The following is a 15815-nucleotide window of genomic DNA, read 5'->3' as shown; positions in this document are numbered from 1 at the left end:
GGCCGAAGTCCAGGGCCCGGCCGCGGCGCTCGGAGCGCCAGGCGGACAGCACGGGCTCGATCAATTCCCAGCGGGCATCGGACAGATCACTCGGACCGACTTGTCGTCGGCCGTGCCCAGTTCCGCTCCGCGCACTACGCCGACCTCGCCGAAGCCCTTCCGGGCCTGCGCCGAGACGCGCTGGCTGCTGAAGCCCACACGATCGGTGCGCGTCGGCAGGCGGCGAGCGCGCTGCTCGCCCGGGTTCACATCCTGGCGAGCGAGGTTGCGGTGAAGTCCGGTGACAGCGACGAGGCGTGGGAACGCGCCCGGTCTGCTGTCGCGGCAGGCGAGTCCTCGGGAAACGTCCTCGTGCTGGCCGAGGCCGCACGCGTCTGCGCAACCCCGCTCCGGCGCCAGGGACGGGCCGCTGACGCGGTGCTGCTCCTACAGGACATGATCACAATGTTGGCCGGCGCCGCCTCCAGCACCCCTGAGCCCCCGCTCGTGTCGGCGACGGGCTCTCTGGCGCTCACGGCCGCCTACTCCGCCGCCCTCGAAGGCCGAAGGACCACGGCACTGTCCCTGATGGAGATGGCCGCCGACGCTGCCGGCCGGCTGGCACGGACCCCGCAGTCGTACTCGGGCGGCCTCACCGCAGGTCAAGTCCAGCTGTACCAGGTCGGGGTGCATCACCTGCTCGGCCAGGACATCGCCGCCGTGCGGGCCGCCCAGCGACTCCACCCCAGCACGCTGCCGACCGGCGAACGCCGGGCCAGGCTCGGAACCGACACCGCGCGCGCACTGATCGCCGTGGGGGACTACGAGCGCGCGCTCACGGCTCTGCACGCAGTGGAAGAAGCAGCCTCGGAAGAGGCCTCCCGACCCTCGGTCCGTGCCTTGACCCGGGAACTGCTCGTACGACGCCCTCGCCTGACCGGATTGAAGGCCTTCGCGGAACGCACAGGCGCAGGGCCTCTGTAACCCGGGCTCCGCGGCGTACCCGAACGGCACGCGGCGGGCCAAATCGCCCCCTACCGTGAGCGTCTCTCGATGCTCCAGCGGCTCACCGACTCATCCCGGGTCGCCTCGGCGACCCTGTCCACCAACCCAGCATGACAAGGTGCACCATCCGTGATCACATCCGCTTCGCCGTCCATGCCGTCACTGCTCGGCGTCTTCGCTCACCCGGACGACGAAAGTCTCCTCGCAGGAGGCGTCCTCGCCCAACATGCCGCCGGAGGTGCACGCACGGGGGTCGTCACCGCCACATGGGCGCCGGACAGTTATCGGGCGGACGAGCTCGCTGAGGCACTGGCCGTCCTCGGTGCCGGCCGACCGAGGATGCTCGGGTACGGCGATGCCCGCAACGACTCGTCGGCGCCCGGGCGCACTCGTCTCTGCGACGCGCCCCTGGACGAGGTCATTGTCCAACTGGTTGCGCAGCTGCGGGAGTTCCGTCCCGACATCGTGGTCACCCATGACGCCATCGGCCAACTGACCGGCCACCCGGACCACCGCCACACGCACCGGGTGACGCTGCTCGCGGTGGAGGCCGCCGGGCTCGCGCATCTCTACCCGGAGGCCGGCGCGCCCTGGCAGATTCGCGCCTTCTACGCGGCCACTCACCCGCACTCCGGGATCGGTGTGCTGGGACCGCTGCTGACCGGCGTCGGCAAGACCGTGCTCTCCCTCCCGGACGAGTACGTGACCACGACCGTCGACGTGACGTCGTGGGCGGAACAGAAGTGGGCCGCGATCACCGCGCACCGCGGAGAAGTCGCACGCGAGCGCCCCCTGCCCGGCCTCCTCGCCCGCCTGCCCGAGGACATCCGCCGCACGATCATCGCCGCCGAGCACTTCACGCGCCTCTCGCCCGGCCCTGTCCCGAGCGATCCCCATCAGCTGACGACCTGACGTTCAGGGCCATCCATCCTCGCCAAGGCCGCGATCCGGCTGCCACACCCGATTCGACTTGAGGTACCTCATGTCCAGCGCCTCCCGCACCTCCGATCAGCTCTCCATGCCGGCTGACCAGACCGGCTCCGGCACGGGCTCCGATCATCCGACCACGGACGCGGCACGCCCCCGCGCGACATCCGGCCTTGCGGGAATCCGCGCGGTCGTCGATGACACCGAGGGCGTCCCTCTGACCGTCGCTGTCGCCTCTGGCCTCGAGCCCGAACGCCGGACGGGGCGTTGCCAGTGTGGCGACATCGCGTACGAGGTGACCGGCAGCCCGATCGATCCACATCTGTGTTTCCCTGATGATTGAGTGAGTTCAAGGGACTCACAGGGGTGGCAGATGGACGAGTGGCGGCTGGTGTTCGTGCCGGATCCGGAGCGGTGGGGGCCGCTGCCGGAGGAGGGGGTGCTGGGGGTCCACGACCTGCCTGCCGCCTTGGAGGCGGTGGGACTTCGGCCGGGCGACCCGGTATTTGTACGGCCTGATTTCGTCGTGGACGCGGAATTGCTGCAGTTCGCTCTCTCGCCCGATTTTCGCGACCTGGAGAGAGAATCGCGCCGGAATTACGCGACGGATATCCGTCTGCTGCTGTCGTGGCTTTGGCGGCGGGGCGTTCACTGGCGGGCGGCGACCGACGCGGACTTGCGGGCGTACAAGGAATTCCGCGTCGATTCGCCGTTGAATCCGCAGCGAGTTGGCGGAGCGAAGTGGAACCGGGAGGCAGCCGCGCTGACCTTGCTCTACAAATGGGCGAAGGTCAGTCCCCTCCCGTTGGATGTGGGGCGTCGCGCGGACCGGGAGGCAAGTGCACGGAGCTCCCGAGTGGTGTGGCTGACGCCGCGAACCTGGGGCCTGTGGCAAGACCTGGGGCTGCGAGGACTCGGCCGAGAAGGGGCACCGTTGCCCGGCTGGGATGGACGAACCGAACTGCGGAACACCTCGTTCGTCGGGCTGACGCTGAGTTCGGGCCTGCGGCGGCAGGAGGCCGGGGCGATGCTGACGTTCGAAGTGCCGACCCGGCGCCTTCGGACTGGACGCTACTGCCATGGCCAGGTGGCCAGCGCCCTGTCGCGGTCGAAGCGTGACCGCACCTACTACGCGTCGATCGAGTCGGTGCGCCAGCTCGGCGCCTACAGCGAGTCCGAGCGGACGTGGGCCATCGAGCGTGCCCAGCAGGAGGGCCGCTACGAGAAGCTCCCGCTGATGCGACTGGTCACGAAGCTGACACAGGGCCGGGCTCCGGTCGTGCACTGGGTCGACCGAGACGGGGTGGCAGGCCGGCGGGAGTTGAGCCTGCTGGACTGGCGCGAGCGGCAGTGGCTGTTCATCGAGGGGCCGCACGGCCCGGAGCCAGCATGGCTGTGGTTGACCGAGCAGGGCATGCCGATGCTGCCGGACCGGTGGAACACGGTGTTCTGGCAGGCCAACCAGCGGTGCGAGGAAGCTCTGTTGACGCCGGAGGAACGGGAGGTCCCACGGCTTCTGAGGCCGGCGGCGGTCAGGGGGAAGGTGCCGTACGCGACTCCGCATGCCGCGCGCCACTCCATGGCGCTCTACATGCTCATCGTGCTGAACGAGCTCATGGACAAGAAGTACGGGCTGACCGCCGCAGACCGGCGCGACTTCGCTCAGCTCTACGGCGATCCGTGGTGGCTGGTGAAGACCTTGTTGGGGCACCGGGACGTCGAGACGACGAAGGAGCACTACCTCAACCCGGTGATGCACATGCAGCTGGAATCGATCCTCGCCTTCGACACCGAAGAGGAACACGGCGAGACGGACCGGACGAAGGATCTGAACGGCCTGTTCGCCCAGCTGGCTCGGGAAACCTCCGGAATCCAGGACATCGAGCTGCTGGTCGACGCCCTGCCCATCGCGGAAGCGTCATGAGCGGTCGGGGCCGCAAAGCCGTCCTGCCCCCGCCGGACTTCCAGGCAACCCAGCGAATAGCCGCCGACGGACTGCAGGTCACCGTGGTCAACAAGGAGGGCTTCGAGCGCGTCTTCGACTTCGCCGCGATCGCCGTGCCACAGCCGATGCGCTGCTCCCTTGCGCGAGCGTTCGCCGAGCAGTCCATGGGGTGGAACAGCCACGCGAGCGGGGAGTCATATTGGCGGTCTATCGAGGTCTTCGCTCGGTTCCTCAAGGACCAGGGCCAGCCGGCCGAGGACCTGGGCGACCTCACCTCTGCCATACTCCGGCTCTGGCGCAACAACCACAAGGACACCCCTGGCGGGCGCGAGGCCCTGGCCAAGATTCGGACGTTGCTGAAACGCGAGCCGCGACTGGCGCAGGGCCTGGCCGCCGAGGAACTGGCCCGCCCCGTGCCGAAGAAGGGCAAGCCGTCCAAGCAGTCCTACCGGCCGTCGGAGCGCGACCAGATCCTCCTGGCCGCCGAACGGCAGTTCCGGGCCGCGCTGCTGCGAATCCGGGAGAACACCACTCTGCTGGCCCGCTACCAGGCCGGCGCACTGGATCCGGCCAGCCGGGCCTGGAGGATCGGGGCGACCCTCGAGCACATCGCCGCCACGGGCGAACTGCCCGGGTACCCGGACAAAGACGGGAAGGTCTACACCCGAGCCGAAGCGCTGCTGCGCGGAAAGAACCGCGGGAAGACAACGGGACGGCTGTTCCTGAGCCGGGCGGAACTGACAGCCCTGGCCGTGATGATGACGGACCGCTACGGCTGGAATCTGTCCGTCTTCGACCGTCTGCACGTGCCCGTCATCACTCCCTCCGCGGGAGAGACGGCCACGGTCACCTACGAGGTCCTGGTGGAGAAGCGCCGCTCGGGAGAGGGGCGCTGGTTCGACACGGAGAACTACACCGACTCCAGCGCGGACTCGCCGGGCCGGCTCATCACCCAGGTGCTGGAAGCCACGCAGCACGGGCGCGCCTTGGCCGCCGCCCTGTCCCCCGGCCACGACCTGCTGATGGTCGCCCGCAACCGGCGCCGTACTGACGTGGACTCCAATCTGGACCGGCCCCGGAACGTCGGCCCGCTGTGCTTCGGGGTGTCCAAGGCCGATGCACGAGTATGGGCGAGAGCTCACAAGATCGGCTCCCCCTTCCAACGCGCTCGCAGGACCACCGTCACGACGACGGGCAAGCCGCTGCAGCATAAACGTGGCACCCACGAGAGCGTCTACGTCCTGCCCGACGAGAACGTCCAGGAGGCCGCCGTGGGCGTGATCGCGGCCGGTGCCGAGGAAGCCGTCGAACAGGCCCGCGACTACACCTTCAGGGGCGGCTCACGGACGCGGCCGACGCGGCCCACCAGGAGACCGCGACCGCGGACTGCGCGGACGAGGAGAGCAGCCCCTGGCCGGACCCCAGCGGGGGTTGCGGCGCCGACTTCCTGCTCTGCCTGTCCTGCGAGAACTCCCGGGTCCATACCGGCCACCACCCGCGCCTCGCGCTTCTGCGCCGCCAGTTGATATCACTCCGTTCCAGCTGGCCGGAGAAACTCTGGCGCAAGCGATGGGACGAACACCTCCAGCGACTCGATGACTTGCGGACAAAGGTCAACGAGAGCACCTGGGACGCCGCTCTGGCCCGGGTCACAGACCGCGACCGAATGATCACCGACCATCTGCTCAAGGGAGACCTCGCCTCGTGACGACAGCTCTGACCATCGAGGCCGATCCCTACATCCTTCCCCTGCCGGGGCCGGAGAGCCCGGTGGTCCATGACCGGTGGATCAGCGCCGGCAACACCCACCCCAACTCCCGGTACAGCGACGACGTCTGGTCGATGGGACCGTTGATCGACAACCCCGGGGACAGCATCCTCAATTTGAGGAGGTGCCCCGCCTCCCTGCGAAGCGAGTTCAGGCACCTCATCTGGGTCCTGATCAACGGCGAGCTGCGCCCCACCTACGTACAGGAACGGGGCTTTCAGAACCGGGGACGCGACGGCGTGACCAGCATGCGCGACAACATCCTGCAGTGGCTGAAGTTCGCACGCTGGCTCGACCGGCAAGGCGTGTCCCAGCTCAGCGACTGCACCGTGGAGCACTGGAAGGCGTACGCCGCCAAGTGCACCAGCGGCTGCACGCGCGATTATGCCCTGACGGTTCTGCGCTGGCTCTCGGACCTGTGGGCCTTCGACCAGTTGTCCGTCAGCCCTTGCGGTATTACGCAGCCGCCTTGGGAGAAGGAGGGCGTCGACGACTATCTGCCAGCCGCGACGGGAGAGGCGGGCGGGGAGAACAAAACAGAGCCGCTGGACCCGACCGTGATCGGCCCCTTGCTGACGTGGTCGATCCGCCTGGTCGAGGACTTCTCCGACGACATCCTGGCCGCCTGGGCCGAGCGCCGCCGCATCCACGACCGTGTGAAGGCCACTCCGAGCACCCGAGGGGGTCTGGCAGCCGTCAAGAACTATCTGCAGCCGCTGGTCGATTCCGGGTCTCTCCTGCCCGCCACCATGAGCCGAAAGCACGGTGTCACCCTGGCCCACCACTATGTCGCGGCGGTCACGGGGGCCAGCTGGAACCAGGTCCACGACTTCGCTACTCGGCGCGGGCTCCGTGCGCTCGTCGCCCGGCGGCCCGGTCCCAGCCCGATGCAGGTGCCGGTGATGGGCCGGATCGAGGGGCGGCCCTGGCGCGAGTTCATGGACTATGAGGAGACGCCGATCCTGGTACGGCACCTGGCCACGGCCGCCGCCATCGTGATCCTTTACTTGACCGGGATGCGCCCCCAAGAGGCCCAATCGCTGCGGTCCGGCTGCTGCCCCGATCCGGAACCCAACGAGGACGGCTCCATACCGCGGCACCTGATCCGATCCCACCACTACAAGAACGTCCGCGACTCCGACGGCCACCACATCTCCGCTGGTGAGGAGCGCGCCGTCCCCTGGGTCGCGATCACCCCCGTCGTGAACGCCATCCGCGTTCTGGAGCGCATCGTCCCCAAGGGCGAGCTGTTGTTCAGCTCCACCCACCACGATGTCGTCTCCCAGCGCAAGCACCACGGTGCGCTGAAGCGCGCCAGCCTGGGCCGCCGAGTCGAGAATCTCGTGTCGTGGATCAACCAGGAGGCCACCGCCCAGGGCCTTCCCGCCCAGATGGTGCCGGAGGACCCGCACGGCAACCTTGGACTGAGCCGTCTGCGCAGAACCCTGGCCTGGCACATCGCCCGCCGCCCCGGCGGCCTGGTCGCCCTCGCCATCCAGTACGGACACATGCGCACCGCCCTGGACGCCCGCACCTCCACCGGCTACGGCAACCGGGGTCGTCGGGGGTTCCACGGGGAGCTCGACGTCGAGACCGCGCTCGCTGCGGCGCAGACCGCAGCGCGGCTGCGCGACGCCGCGGCGGCTGGCGAGAAGATCTCCGGTCCCGCCGCTCGACGGGCCCTCATCGGAGCAACCTCGATCCCCAGCTTCGAAGGCGCCTTGACCACCCCGAAGGCCGCCGCCAAGTTCCTCGCGCGCGACGGCCTCGTCCTCTTCGACAACCCGGACGCGTTCCTCATCTGCGCCTTCAAGCGAGATACCGCCCTTTGCGATCCCGATCCCGGGGCGACGGCACCCAACCAGTTCGCCTGCCAGCTCGGCTGCGGCAACGCGATCCGCACCGACACTCACGCGCAGGCGGCACGAGAGCACGCTGATCGGCTCGATGCGAAGGCAGCCCTCGTGCCCCAGCCTCTGGGCGACCGGTTTCGCCGAACAGCAGGCCGCTTCCGCTCTCTCGCCGACGCCCACGACTCCGCCGCCCAGTTCGCCGAGGAGGCCATCGCATGAACCAGCAGCACGAGGACGAACGCTCGCGCATCCGCGCGGCCATGGACCGCCTCCTTGCCGGCCAGCCCACCTGCTCCAACGGCAGCCTCACGGTGGTCGCGCTCGCCGCCGAGGCCGGTGTTCACCGCATGGCTCTGCAAAAGCGCCACGCCGACCTCAAGGAGGAGTTCTACGCGCGGGTGCGTACGGAAACGCACCAGACGCCGGAAGTCGAAAAGCGGCTCCGCAAGGAGGTCGTCCGCCTGAAGGAAGCTCTCAAGGACTCCCGGGCTGCCGAGGCCGAGTCCCGGCATCGAGCAGAGCAGATGGCCCTCGCGGCAGCCGTCCTCATCCTCCGGCGCCCCGACAGCCAGTAGCAACCTGTCCCCGGCAACGTCATCCCGCTCCGCCCGTCCGGCGATTGAAGAGGGCAGACCGTCACGCGGCGACGCCGAGTTTCTTGCGGGGCCGGAGGATGAACTCGCGGACGGCCGGCTCACGCCGCCAGCGGCAAGGACGGTTTGAGCTCGCGGACGTAGTCCTTGGCCCGGCTCGACTGGACGGGGGCGAGGATGTCGACGGACTGGTTACCAAGTTCTCCTTTGCCCTGACCGAGCGCGCCACCTGCCCGTTCGCGTGGCCTTCAGCGGTGTGACTAATGTGTCGCGCGACAGGCATATGCGGCCCGCCACGGGGGACCTGATCCTCCCCGGAACGAGAGGGCGGCCCTTTGTCCTGGCAGAGCACACGGTTCGGGCGAGTGGGTATGCGAGCAATCTGGTGATGCGCGAGCTGGATGAGACGGCCGCCGGTGGCCCGATTGGAGCCCGCCTGGCCGCCTGGCGCCGCCGCCGGGGACTGACCCGGGATGACCTTTCCTCCAGCACCAGTCTGGAGCTCGACTACCTCGCCGGGCTGGAGGCAGGCCGGGAGTGGATGGACCGCCGCGGCCGACTGGCGGCGCTGGCCACCGCCTTGCGGCTCGATGTCGCGGACCTGACCGGTCAGCCCTACCCGCCGCGCGGGGAGGAGCACGCGGCGGTGCGGGCGGTTGCCTTCCACCTGCGACGCCGCTTGGTCCGCCGACAAGCTGACACGGCCCCCGGCGTGCTGCTGGAAGACCTGGCGGAACGGACCCGGGCCGCCGCACGGGCCGATGCCGCGGGCGACGAGCACCATCTCGCCCTCGCACTGCCGGAGCTGATCGAGGCGGCCGACCGCGCCATGGCCGCCGCTGCGGGGCCCGGGCGGAAAGAGGCGGTGCGGCTGCGCGTGGACGCGCATGTGCTGGGCGCCGGGCTGCTGCGGCGCCTGGGCTACAAGGACCTGGCGTGGATGCTGCTGCACCGAGCTCGCCCCGGCACGCTCGAGCCGCTGCCGGTGCTGGTCGAGGAGGTGCGGCTGCTGATCGATCTCGGCCTGCCGGAGTACGCGCTGGCCCGCGCCGAAAGGGCCAAGGACGCCGGAGCCGACTGGGAAGTGGCGGCGCTGGCCGCTGTCGCCCAGGCCATGGCCGGGCACCGCCCGGAGGCCGAACAACTCCTTGCCACCGCCGCCGAACGGGCCACCGACGCACGGGAGTCGTCCCTGGTGGTCGCGGCCCGCGCCGTCGTCGCCGCCGAGTACGGCGACGCTGGCGAGGCCGCCGACCACGCCCGCACAGCGGACCAGACAGCCCTCAGCGGCGCCAACCGCTCCGGTCTGCTGCTGGTCGCCGCAGCGGCTGAGGCCCGCCAGGGCCGCGCCGACCAGGCCGCGGCCCGGCTCGTCGAGGCCGATGCCGTGGCACCGCTGCGGCTGCGGCTGGACCCCTTCGCCCGGGACCTGGTCGCCGCGCTCATTGACCGCACCACCGTTCAGGCCGCGGCGGTCCGGGATCTGGCCGAGCGTGCCGGGCTGCGGTGATGCCGCCCGTCTTGGCGGGAAAGACCCCTGGGGGCAGAAGACGGGCTCTACGCTACGGCTGACGCACGGAAGTTGAGGCGGGGCGATGGACGAAGAACAGGCCCGGAGGATCGGCGAGCGTCTGCGCTCGGCCCGCCGCCAGCGCGGGATGAGCCTGCGCAACCTGGCCGGCCTGGCCGGGGTGTCGGTTGGCTACCTGTCGATGGTGGAGAATGGCCGACGGCTGCTGGACCGCTCCAGCCACATCACCGCCTTCGCCGAGGCCCTGCAGATCGCCCCGTCCGAGCTGACCGGCCAACCCTTCGCCCCGGCAGACCCGCACGCGAGCGCGGCGCATGAGGCGATCCCGGCCCTGCGGCTGACGCTGATGGGGATCACCATGGCCACCCCGCCGGACCGCCGCCCGCCCCGGGTTCCGGCGGCGGTGCTGGCCGAGCGGGTGGAGAAGGCCAACCGGCTCTACCACGCGGCCGAATACGGCACCCTCGCCGCCGGGCTGCCCGCGCTACTGGCCGACCTGCACGCCGCTGCCGAGGCCGCCGTCGGCGGTGCCCGGCTCGCGTTGCTGAAGTTGCTGGCGGACGCCTACCACCCGGCCTGCACGCTGCTGCTGAAGAACCTCGGCTACACCGACCTGGCGTTCATCGCCGTCACCCGGGCGTCCGAAGCGATCGCGGAGTTGGACGACCCGGTCTACTCCGCCCTGTCCGGCTTCTTCCACACCCATGTGCTGATGTCGGCCGGCAGCCCCACCCAGGCCCTGGCCCAGGCCACCGCCGCAGCCAACACCCTAGAAGCACATCTGACGAGTTCGGACGCGCACGCTCTGCTCGGCGAACTCCACCTGATCTCCGCCACCTCGCTGACCCAGGATCGGCAACGGTCCGGGAGGGCCCGCGCTGCAGAGGTTCGCGGCCACCTCGCCGAGGCCGCGAACCTCGCCGGCCGCACTGGCGAGACGCGGGCCTGGCATCTGAACTTCGGCCCCACCAACGTCGGCATCCACCAGGTGAGTCTCAACACCGATCTCGGTCTGCACGGCGAGGCCGTCACCGCCGGGGGCGGGGTGCATCCCGAGGCCCTGGAACACGCTCCGGGGAGGCAGGCCGCCTTTCATGCCGATCTGGGCCGGTCCCTGTCCCATCTGCGCGGCCGGGAGGCCGAGGCGGTCGCGGCCCTGCTGACCGCCGAGCAGATCGCCCCTCAGCGCATCCACGCCAACGCGCCGGTGAGGAACACCGTCGAGTTCCTCACCGACCGGCAACTGCCTACTCACACCGCCCGGGACCTGCGGGGCCTGGCCCACCGCATCGGTCTACCACTCTGACCGGCGGCGCCTCTGCGCCCGGCTGGGGACAATAAGCCCGTACGCGATTGAGTGCGCGCTCGTACGTGGCTGAGCACGTTCGCCCGTACACACCCGTGCGTGGAGTCCATACGCGACGGAGCACGTTGCTTCGTACGCGAACACTCCGTGCGGCGGTGCTTCGTCGGCCCTGAACCGGTTCGGGGCCGGTGGGTTCACGACGGTGAACACCCCTGTGTGCTGGGGCCCTTACCTCGGTCACGGTCCGGGCGGCTGCCGCCCGGAGAGAGGGTGAGCTGCGCGATGTCCAGCACTGCGATGCACCACGACCTCCAGGTGATCTCCACGGCCGAGCACGTCCCGCTGGCCCGCCGCGAGACCGTCAAAGTCCTTGCAAGCTGGGGCATGTCCGAGCAGGTCGTGGACACCGCGTGCCTGATCATCAGCGAGCTCGTGACGAACGTGGTGCGGCACGCGGCCCTGCTCTCGCCTACCGCCACGGTCACCTTCACCGTCGAGGACGGGGCCGAGCTGGTGCTGGCCGTCGCGGATGCCCACCCGTTCAAGCCGAAGCCCCTGCCAGCTGCCCACGACCTCGGGGGCCGCGGCCTGTTCCTGGTCAACGCCCTGGTGAGGGAGGTCCATGGCCGGGCCGAGGTCGTCCCGGACAGCACTACCGGCGGCAAGCGGATTGTCGTCCGCCTGCCCCTGGTCCCCGTCCCCGCCTGATCCACCGCACGTCCGCACCAAACCTCCGCTGCCCAACTCCCGCCACGAGAAAGGGACATGCAGATGCTCGAATCGGTCCGCCACCTTGACCAGGTGGCCCGCGAGTGGAACATCAACCCCGAGGATGTGCTGCTGATCGCGCTGAACGCGTCCGGCGCCCGGTCCCCGCTGGCCAAGCCCCGCATGCGCTTCAAACTGCGGCTGGACTCCCGCCCCGACACCCCGCTGTTCCTGATCCTCTCGCTCGGCCGCCAGGACTCGCCGTTCGAACTGGACGAGCACGAGCTGCGGCTGAACGGCGAGAAGGTCGGTGAGGTCGACGGCATCGAGGACGACGACGCGGTGCTGGGCTACTGGCGCAACGGCACCAAGATGCTCACCCTCAACTCCAACGCACGCAGCCAGTGCACCGGCTGCGTGTTCTGCCCCAACACCCTCGAAGACGCCTCCGACCCGAAGATCAAGGCCCTGGACCTGTCCGGCTACCTCGGGGCGCTGGCGGCGAACTCCGGCATGACCGACCTCGCCCCGGTGGAGACGGTGACGGTCTGCACCGGCTGCTTCCTCTACGAGCATCTCGCGCTCGATCACCTCGCCGAGGTCCGCGCGGCCATGAGCGCGAACGGCTGCACCGGCACCCTGCACTTCCTGTCCTCGGTGCTGACCAGCGAGGACGGCATGGACGCCGCCGCCGGCCTGGCCCCGTTCCACCTCACGCTGACCGCCGAGTGCTTCACCGAACGCCGCCAGATCCTCAAGGAGTCCAAGGCCAAGCTCACGCCCGCCGAGATGACCACAGCCCTCGGGCGAGCCAAGGAGCGGGGCATCACGACCGACTTCACCTACATCGTCGGCCTGGACCCGATCGAGGACGCAGTCGAGCACCTGAAGGACTTCGTGCCGGTCACCACGACCTTCCCCCGGTTCCAGACCTATCAGGCCCACAACGCGTTCATGGACGTCTACCGCACCCCTGGGTCGGAGGCGATCGAGTGGCACCTGACCATGCGCCGCAGCCTGGAGGAGCTCTTCGGCCCCACGGGCTTGCACCCGCAGTGGTGGCAGAACTACCGCAGCCCGTGGTGCTTCACCTTCGCCGGTGAGGAACTGACGGGGGCGAAGGTCTGATGACGGCCCTCACCATCCCCGCCCCCGCCCGGACGGCCGCCGCAGCGGCGAGCGTGATCCGGACGGTTCGTGCCTGGCAGCTGCCCCCGCAGCCCGCCGGGCTCCCGCCCGGCCTGCCCGCGCCGATCACCGCCGCGGCGGGTGAGCCGCCAGCGGGCCCGGCCTGGGCCGAGCACCGCACCCGGTTCGCCATCGAACTGGTCGGCGACGGTATCTCCGGCTGGCAGGCCCCGGTCGGCGAGACGGTCGCGCAGATCATCACCGACGACCTGGCCGCCGGGCTGATCGGGCACGACGCCGCCGCACCACGCCGCCTGGCCTACCGCAAGAAGACCGGGCGGCACCGCAGCGGGGCGCACGCCCGGCAGGCCGCCTCCGCGGTCGAACTGGCCTGCTGGGACCTGGCCTCCCGCGCCGCCGAGGTGAGCGTGACCGATCTGCTGGGCGGCACCATCCGTCCCGCCGTTCCCGCCTACGCCTCCGCCCTCGGGCTCGACCCGGCCCACCCGGCGGCCCGCGAGGCGGCGGCCTGGATCACGGACGCGGGGTTCTGGGGACAGAAGTGGCCGCTGACCAAGCCCCTGATCCTCGCCGGGCCGAAGGCAGTCGCGAAGACGCTCGGCCCGTTACGGGAGGCCACGGGCGAGGCCCGGTTCATGGTCGACGCTCTGGGGCGCTGCCGCCTGGACGAGGCGATGCGGCTGCTGCCCGTCTTCGCCGACCTGGAGGTGGCTTTCGCCGAGGAACTGATGCCGGCCGGCTCCTGGGGCTGGCACCGGCTGCGCGCGGCCGGGGCAGGGGTTCCGTTGGCGGCGGGCGAGCACGCCGTCGACGAGGCCGATCAGATCCGGCTGCTGACCGGCGACGGCGTGGACGTCTGGCAGATCGACCCGGGCTGGTCGGGCGGGCTCGCCCGCTCCTTGCACACCACCGAGCTCGCCGCGGATCTGGGCATGGCGACCTTCCCGCACGGCGACCGGCTGCACGCCGCCCTGGCCCTGGCCGGGGCCTGCTGCCGGGACAAGGTCCCGGCCGTCGAGTGGCACATGACCTTGGAGCCGCTGCGGCAGCAGATCTTCTCCACCCCGCTCCGGGCCGAGGGCGGGCTGCTGCCGGTCCGCACGATCCCAGGGCTCGCCGAGCTTCCCGTGCTGCCGGAGAGGGCGGCGGTGATGGAGGTGACGGGATCGTGATCGCCGAGCCCCGCTTACGCCGCACTCTGTGGGCAGGAGTGCGGGGGATCTGCTTCGACCTGGGCGGCACTCTGGTGCGTCCGGAAGCCGAACCGACCACTGGACAGGTCGCCCAGGTGCTGGGCATCTCGCTCGGCGAGGCCCGCTCGCTGATGGAACAAGGAGCGAAGCGCCGCCGGATCACCCCCGAGGACCTCGCCCATGACCTGGCCGCCGCCTTTGGCCGACGCGCTCTGGTCGGCCCACTCACGCACGTGCTGGAACGGGCCCGGCAGCGGGCCGCCGAACCGGACCTGTTCCTGGACGCCGAACCGGCCCTGATCGCGCTGCGGCAGCGGGGCTTCGCGCTGTTCGCGCTGACCAACAGCCTCGGCTCCTCCATCCCGGCCGAGACCCCGCAGGCGTTCCGGGACTTGCTGGACGGGATGGTCTATTCGGCCGACACCGGTGCGGTCAAGCCCGAGCGTGAAGCATTCGCCGCCGTGGAACACGCATCAGGGCTCGGACCAGGCCAGCTCCTGCACGTCGGTGACTCGCTCCGGGCGGATGTCGCTGGAGCCGCTGCGGCGGGCTGGCACACCGCCTGGCTGGACCGCCGCATGGCTGGCGGCCCGCTGATGACCTCCGCCCGCGCCGTGCGCCTCCACACCCTCACCACCCTGCCCCTGCTGCTGCCCGCCGGGCCCGCACCGGTCCCGACAACGACCTCGGAGGCCCGCTGATGGACCCGACCGGCAAGCACTGCCCGAAGGCGCCCGCCCACGACCCGCTGGCCAGCTCGGTGCCGCTGTTCGACCCCGGCCAGTTGCCGCTGCGCGACTGGTGCACCGGCAGCCGCGAGGACGCGGTGACCGGCCTGATCGCCTTCCCCGACTTCCACAGCCACATCCCCCGCGCCCTCGCCACCGCCCTGACCAGAGGGGGACTGGTCGGGCTGGCGATCGGGGACGTCGACGGGCTCAAGGACCACGTCGAGCGCGCGAACGCCACCGAGCCGGACTGCTACGGGCACCTGGCCGGGAACAAGGTGATGGCCCGCCTCGGGGCCGTCACCCGGGACTGGTTCCACAGCCAGCCCTGGGAAGCCGGATGCGCGGCCACGTTCGGCGGGGACGAGGTCATCATCGCCGCGGCGCTGGACGATGCGTCCGCCTTTCACCGGGCCGTCGCCGAACTGCGGGACCGGCTCGCCAACGAGCTGCCGGTCCGCGTCTCGTTCGCTTTGACCTTTGCCTCCGCCGAGCACCTCCCCGCAGAACGCGGCCTGGGCGGCTGGAAGCACGCGTTCACCGACCGGCTGCTGGCCGCGGTGGACCGCTGCTTGTTCACGCACAAAGCCGCTCGCCGCAACAGCGGCGGCGAAGGCGGCATCATCGCCGTCACCCAGCCCCCGCCGCGCGGAGGCCAGGCCCTGCCTAGGGGCGGACGCACCCTGCTGCCGCTGCCGACAACCGGTGAGAGACTGCACGTTCTCGCCCGTCCGGTCGGATCCGGGGCCCGCGGCATGCTGATGCTGCCCTGCACCGGACCGGCCGGCCTGCGCGGGAAGCGGCTGCGAGTGACCTTCCCGGACGGCACGGCCCGCACCGCCGTCGCCATCTCGCTGCACGGCCAGGCCGCCATCTCCCACGAGACCGTCGAGACGGAAGGGCCCGGCGTCCCGCTTACGCTCCAGCCCGTCCGCGAGAAGTCCGCCCGCGGTGTCCCCGACGACCTGGCCGCCGCCTTGGAGAAGGCCGGGCTGGACTGGTCGGCGCTGCCCGCCCACGAGCAGGCCCAGATGCTCCACCTGATCAGCGAATCCGCCACCGACGACATCCGCGCCGCCCGAATCACCGCCGTCATCGACGCGGTCGCCACCCGCACCCGGAGCTGACCC

Annotated in this window: 14 protein-coding genes and 1 pseudogene; 14 read left to right on the top strand and 1 reads right to left on the bottom strand. The window is 70.6% G+C overall.

The genetic code is table 11. From position 1 onward, the window contains the following. Positions 1-85: pseudogene (locus AB0D57_RS36865) on the bottom strand (IS5/IS1182 family transposase); the annotation flags it as partial. Positions 86-435: 350 nt separating this feature from the next. Here AB0D57_RS36865 and AB0D57_RS36860 point away from each other — a divergent pair. The 14 genes from AB0D57_RS36860 (at position 436) to AB0D57_RS36795 (ending at position 15812) form a co-directional block, all read left to right on the top strand. Beyond that, positions 436-963, top strand: a complete 528-nt coding sequence (locus tag AB0D57_RS36860) for a hypothetical protein (RefSeq protein WP_362083644.1) — start codon at positions 436-438, stop codon at positions 961-963. A gap of 150 nt (positions 964-1113) precedes the next feature. Continuing rightward, positions 1114-1896, top strand: a complete 783-nt coding sequence (locus AB0D57_RS36855) for a PIG-L deacetylase family protein (RefSeq protein WP_362083641.1) — start codon at positions 1114-1116, stop codon at positions 1894-1896. Between the two features lie 388 nt (positions 1897-2284). After that, positions 2285-3835 (top strand): integrase, encoded by a 1551-nt coding sequence (locus tag AB0D57_RS36850; RefSeq protein WP_362083638.1) that lies wholly within the window; start codon positions 2285-2287, stop codon positions 3833-3835. Beyond that, positions 3832-5382 carry a hypothetical protein gene (locus AB0D57_RS36845; RefSeq protein WP_362083635.1) on the top strand — a complete coding sequence of 517 codons (1551 nt, stop codon included), beginning with the start codon at positions 3832-3834 and terminating at the stop codon, positions 5380-5382. The genes AB0D57_RS36850 and AB0D57_RS36845 overlap by 4 nt, the downstream gene beginning before the upstream one ends. Continuing rightward, positions 5379-5564: a hypothetical protein gene (locus tag AB0D57_RS36840; protein WP_362083632.1), complete on the top strand. Its 186-nt coding sequence runs from the start codon at positions 5379-5381 to the stop codon at positions 5562-5564. The genes AB0D57_RS36845 and AB0D57_RS36840 overlap by 4 nt, the downstream gene beginning before the upstream one ends. Next, complete coding sequence (locus tag AB0D57_RS36835) at positions 5561-7696, top strand: integrase (RefSeq protein ID WP_362083629.1); 2136 nt, start codon at positions 5561-5563, stop codon at positions 7694-7696. The genes AB0D57_RS36840 and AB0D57_RS36835 overlap by 4 nt, the downstream gene beginning before the upstream one ends. After that, positions 7693-8052: a hypothetical protein gene (locus AB0D57_RS36830; protein ID WP_362083626.1), complete on the top strand. Its 360-nt coding sequence runs from the start codon at positions 7693-7695 to the stop codon at positions 8050-8052. Before AB0D57_RS36835 ends, AB0D57_RS36830 begins: the two co-directional genes overlap by 4 nt. A gap of 406 nt (positions 8053-8458) precedes the next feature. Next, positions 8459-9580, top strand: coding sequence for a helix-turn-helix domain-containing protein (locus AB0D57_RS36825; RefSeq protein WP_362083623.1), 1122 nt, complete (start codon positions 8459-8461; stop codon positions 9578-9580). An 85-nt stretch (positions 9581-9665) separates the two neighbouring features. Further along, positions 9666-10907: a helix-turn-helix transcriptional regulator gene (locus AB0D57_RS36820; RefSeq protein WP_362083620.1), complete on the top strand. Its 1242-nt coding sequence runs from the start codon at positions 9666-9668 to the stop codon at positions 10905-10907. 282 nt (positions 10908-11189) lie between these two features. Beyond that, positions 11190-11615, top strand: a complete 426-nt coding sequence (locus tag AB0D57_RS36815) for an ATP-binding protein (protein WP_362083617.1) — start codon at positions 11190-11192, stop codon at positions 11613-11615. Positions 11616-11672: 57 nt separating this feature from the next. Beyond that, a complete protein-coding gene (locus tag AB0D57_RS36810; protein WP_362083614.1) occupies positions 11673-12743 on the top strand; it encodes a radical SAM protein in 1071 nt (356 codons plus the stop codon). Then, complete coding sequence (locus AB0D57_RS36805) at positions 12743-13936, top strand: enolase C-terminal domain-like protein (RefSeq protein WP_362083611.1); 1194 nt, start codon at positions 12743-12745, stop codon at positions 13934-13936. The genes AB0D57_RS36810 and AB0D57_RS36805 overlap by 1 nt, the downstream gene beginning before the upstream one ends. Beyond that, positions 13933-14658 (top strand): HAD family hydrolase, encoded by a 726-nt coding sequence (locus AB0D57_RS36800; RefSeq protein ID WP_362083608.1) that lies wholly within the window; start codon positions 13933-13935, stop codon positions 14656-14658. The genes AB0D57_RS36805 and AB0D57_RS36800 overlap by 4 nt, the downstream gene beginning before the upstream one ends. Further along, positions 14658-15812 carry a hypothetical protein gene (locus AB0D57_RS36795; protein WP_362083605.1) on the top strand — a complete coding sequence of 385 codons (1155 nt, stop codon included), beginning with the start codon at positions 14658-14660 and terminating at the stop codon, positions 15810-15812. Before AB0D57_RS36800 ends, AB0D57_RS36795 begins: the two co-directional genes overlap by 1 nt. Positions 15813-15815 lie beyond the last annotated feature (3 nt).

The sequence above is a fragment of the Streptomyces sp. NPDC048275 genome (genome assembly GCF_040652275.1).
GTDB lineage: Bacteria > Actinomycetota > Actinomycetes > Streptomycetales > Streptomycetaceae > Streptomyces.
The sequence above is the reverse complement of the archived record's forward strand: the minus strand, read 5'-3'. Positions and strand labels throughout refer to the sequence as shown.

Excerpts from the sequence above, each read along its gene's own strand:
- AB0D57_RS36825 (WP_362083623.1), top strand. The coding sequence starts at position 8,459 with ATGCGCGAGCTGGATGAGACGGCCGCCGGTGGCCCGATTGGAGCCCGC.
- AB0D57_RS36795 (WP_362083605.1), top strand. The coding sequence starts at position 14,658 with ATGGACCCGACCGGCAAGCACTGCCCGAAGGCGCCCGCCCACGACCCG.
- AB0D57_RS36810 (WP_362083614.1), top strand. The coding sequence starts at position 11,673 with ATGCAGATGCTCGAATCGGTCCGCCACCTTGACCAGGTGGCCCGCGAG.
- AB0D57_RS36860 (WP_362083644.1), top strand. The coding sequence starts at position 436 with ATGATCACAATGTTGGCCGGCGCCGCCTCCAGCACCCCTGAGCCCCCG.
- AB0D57_RS36805 (WP_362083611.1), top strand. The coding sequence starts at position 12,743 with ATGACGGCCCTCACCATCCCCGCCCCCGCCCGGACGGCCGCCGCAGCG.
- AB0D57_RS36830 (WP_362083626.1), top strand. The coding sequence starts at position 7,693 with ATGAACCAGCAGCACGAGGACGAACGCTCGCGCATCCGCGCGGCCATG.
- AB0D57_RS36845 (WP_362083635.1), top strand. The coding sequence starts at position 3,832 with ATGAGCGGTCGGGGCCGCAAAGCCGTCCTGCCCCCGCCGGACTTCCAG.
- AB0D57_RS36815 (WP_362083617.1), top strand. The coding sequence starts at position 11,190 with ATGTCCAGCACTGCGATGCACCACGACCTCCAGGTGATCTCCACGGCC.
- AB0D57_RS36850 (WP_362083638.1), top strand. The coding sequence starts at position 2,285 with ATGGACGAGTGGCGGCTGGTGTTCGTGCCGGATCCGGAGCGGTGGGGG.
- AB0D57_RS36820 (WP_362083620.1), top strand. The coding sequence starts at position 9,666 with ATGGACGAAGAACAGGCCCGGAGGATCGGCGAGCGTCTGCGCTCGGCC.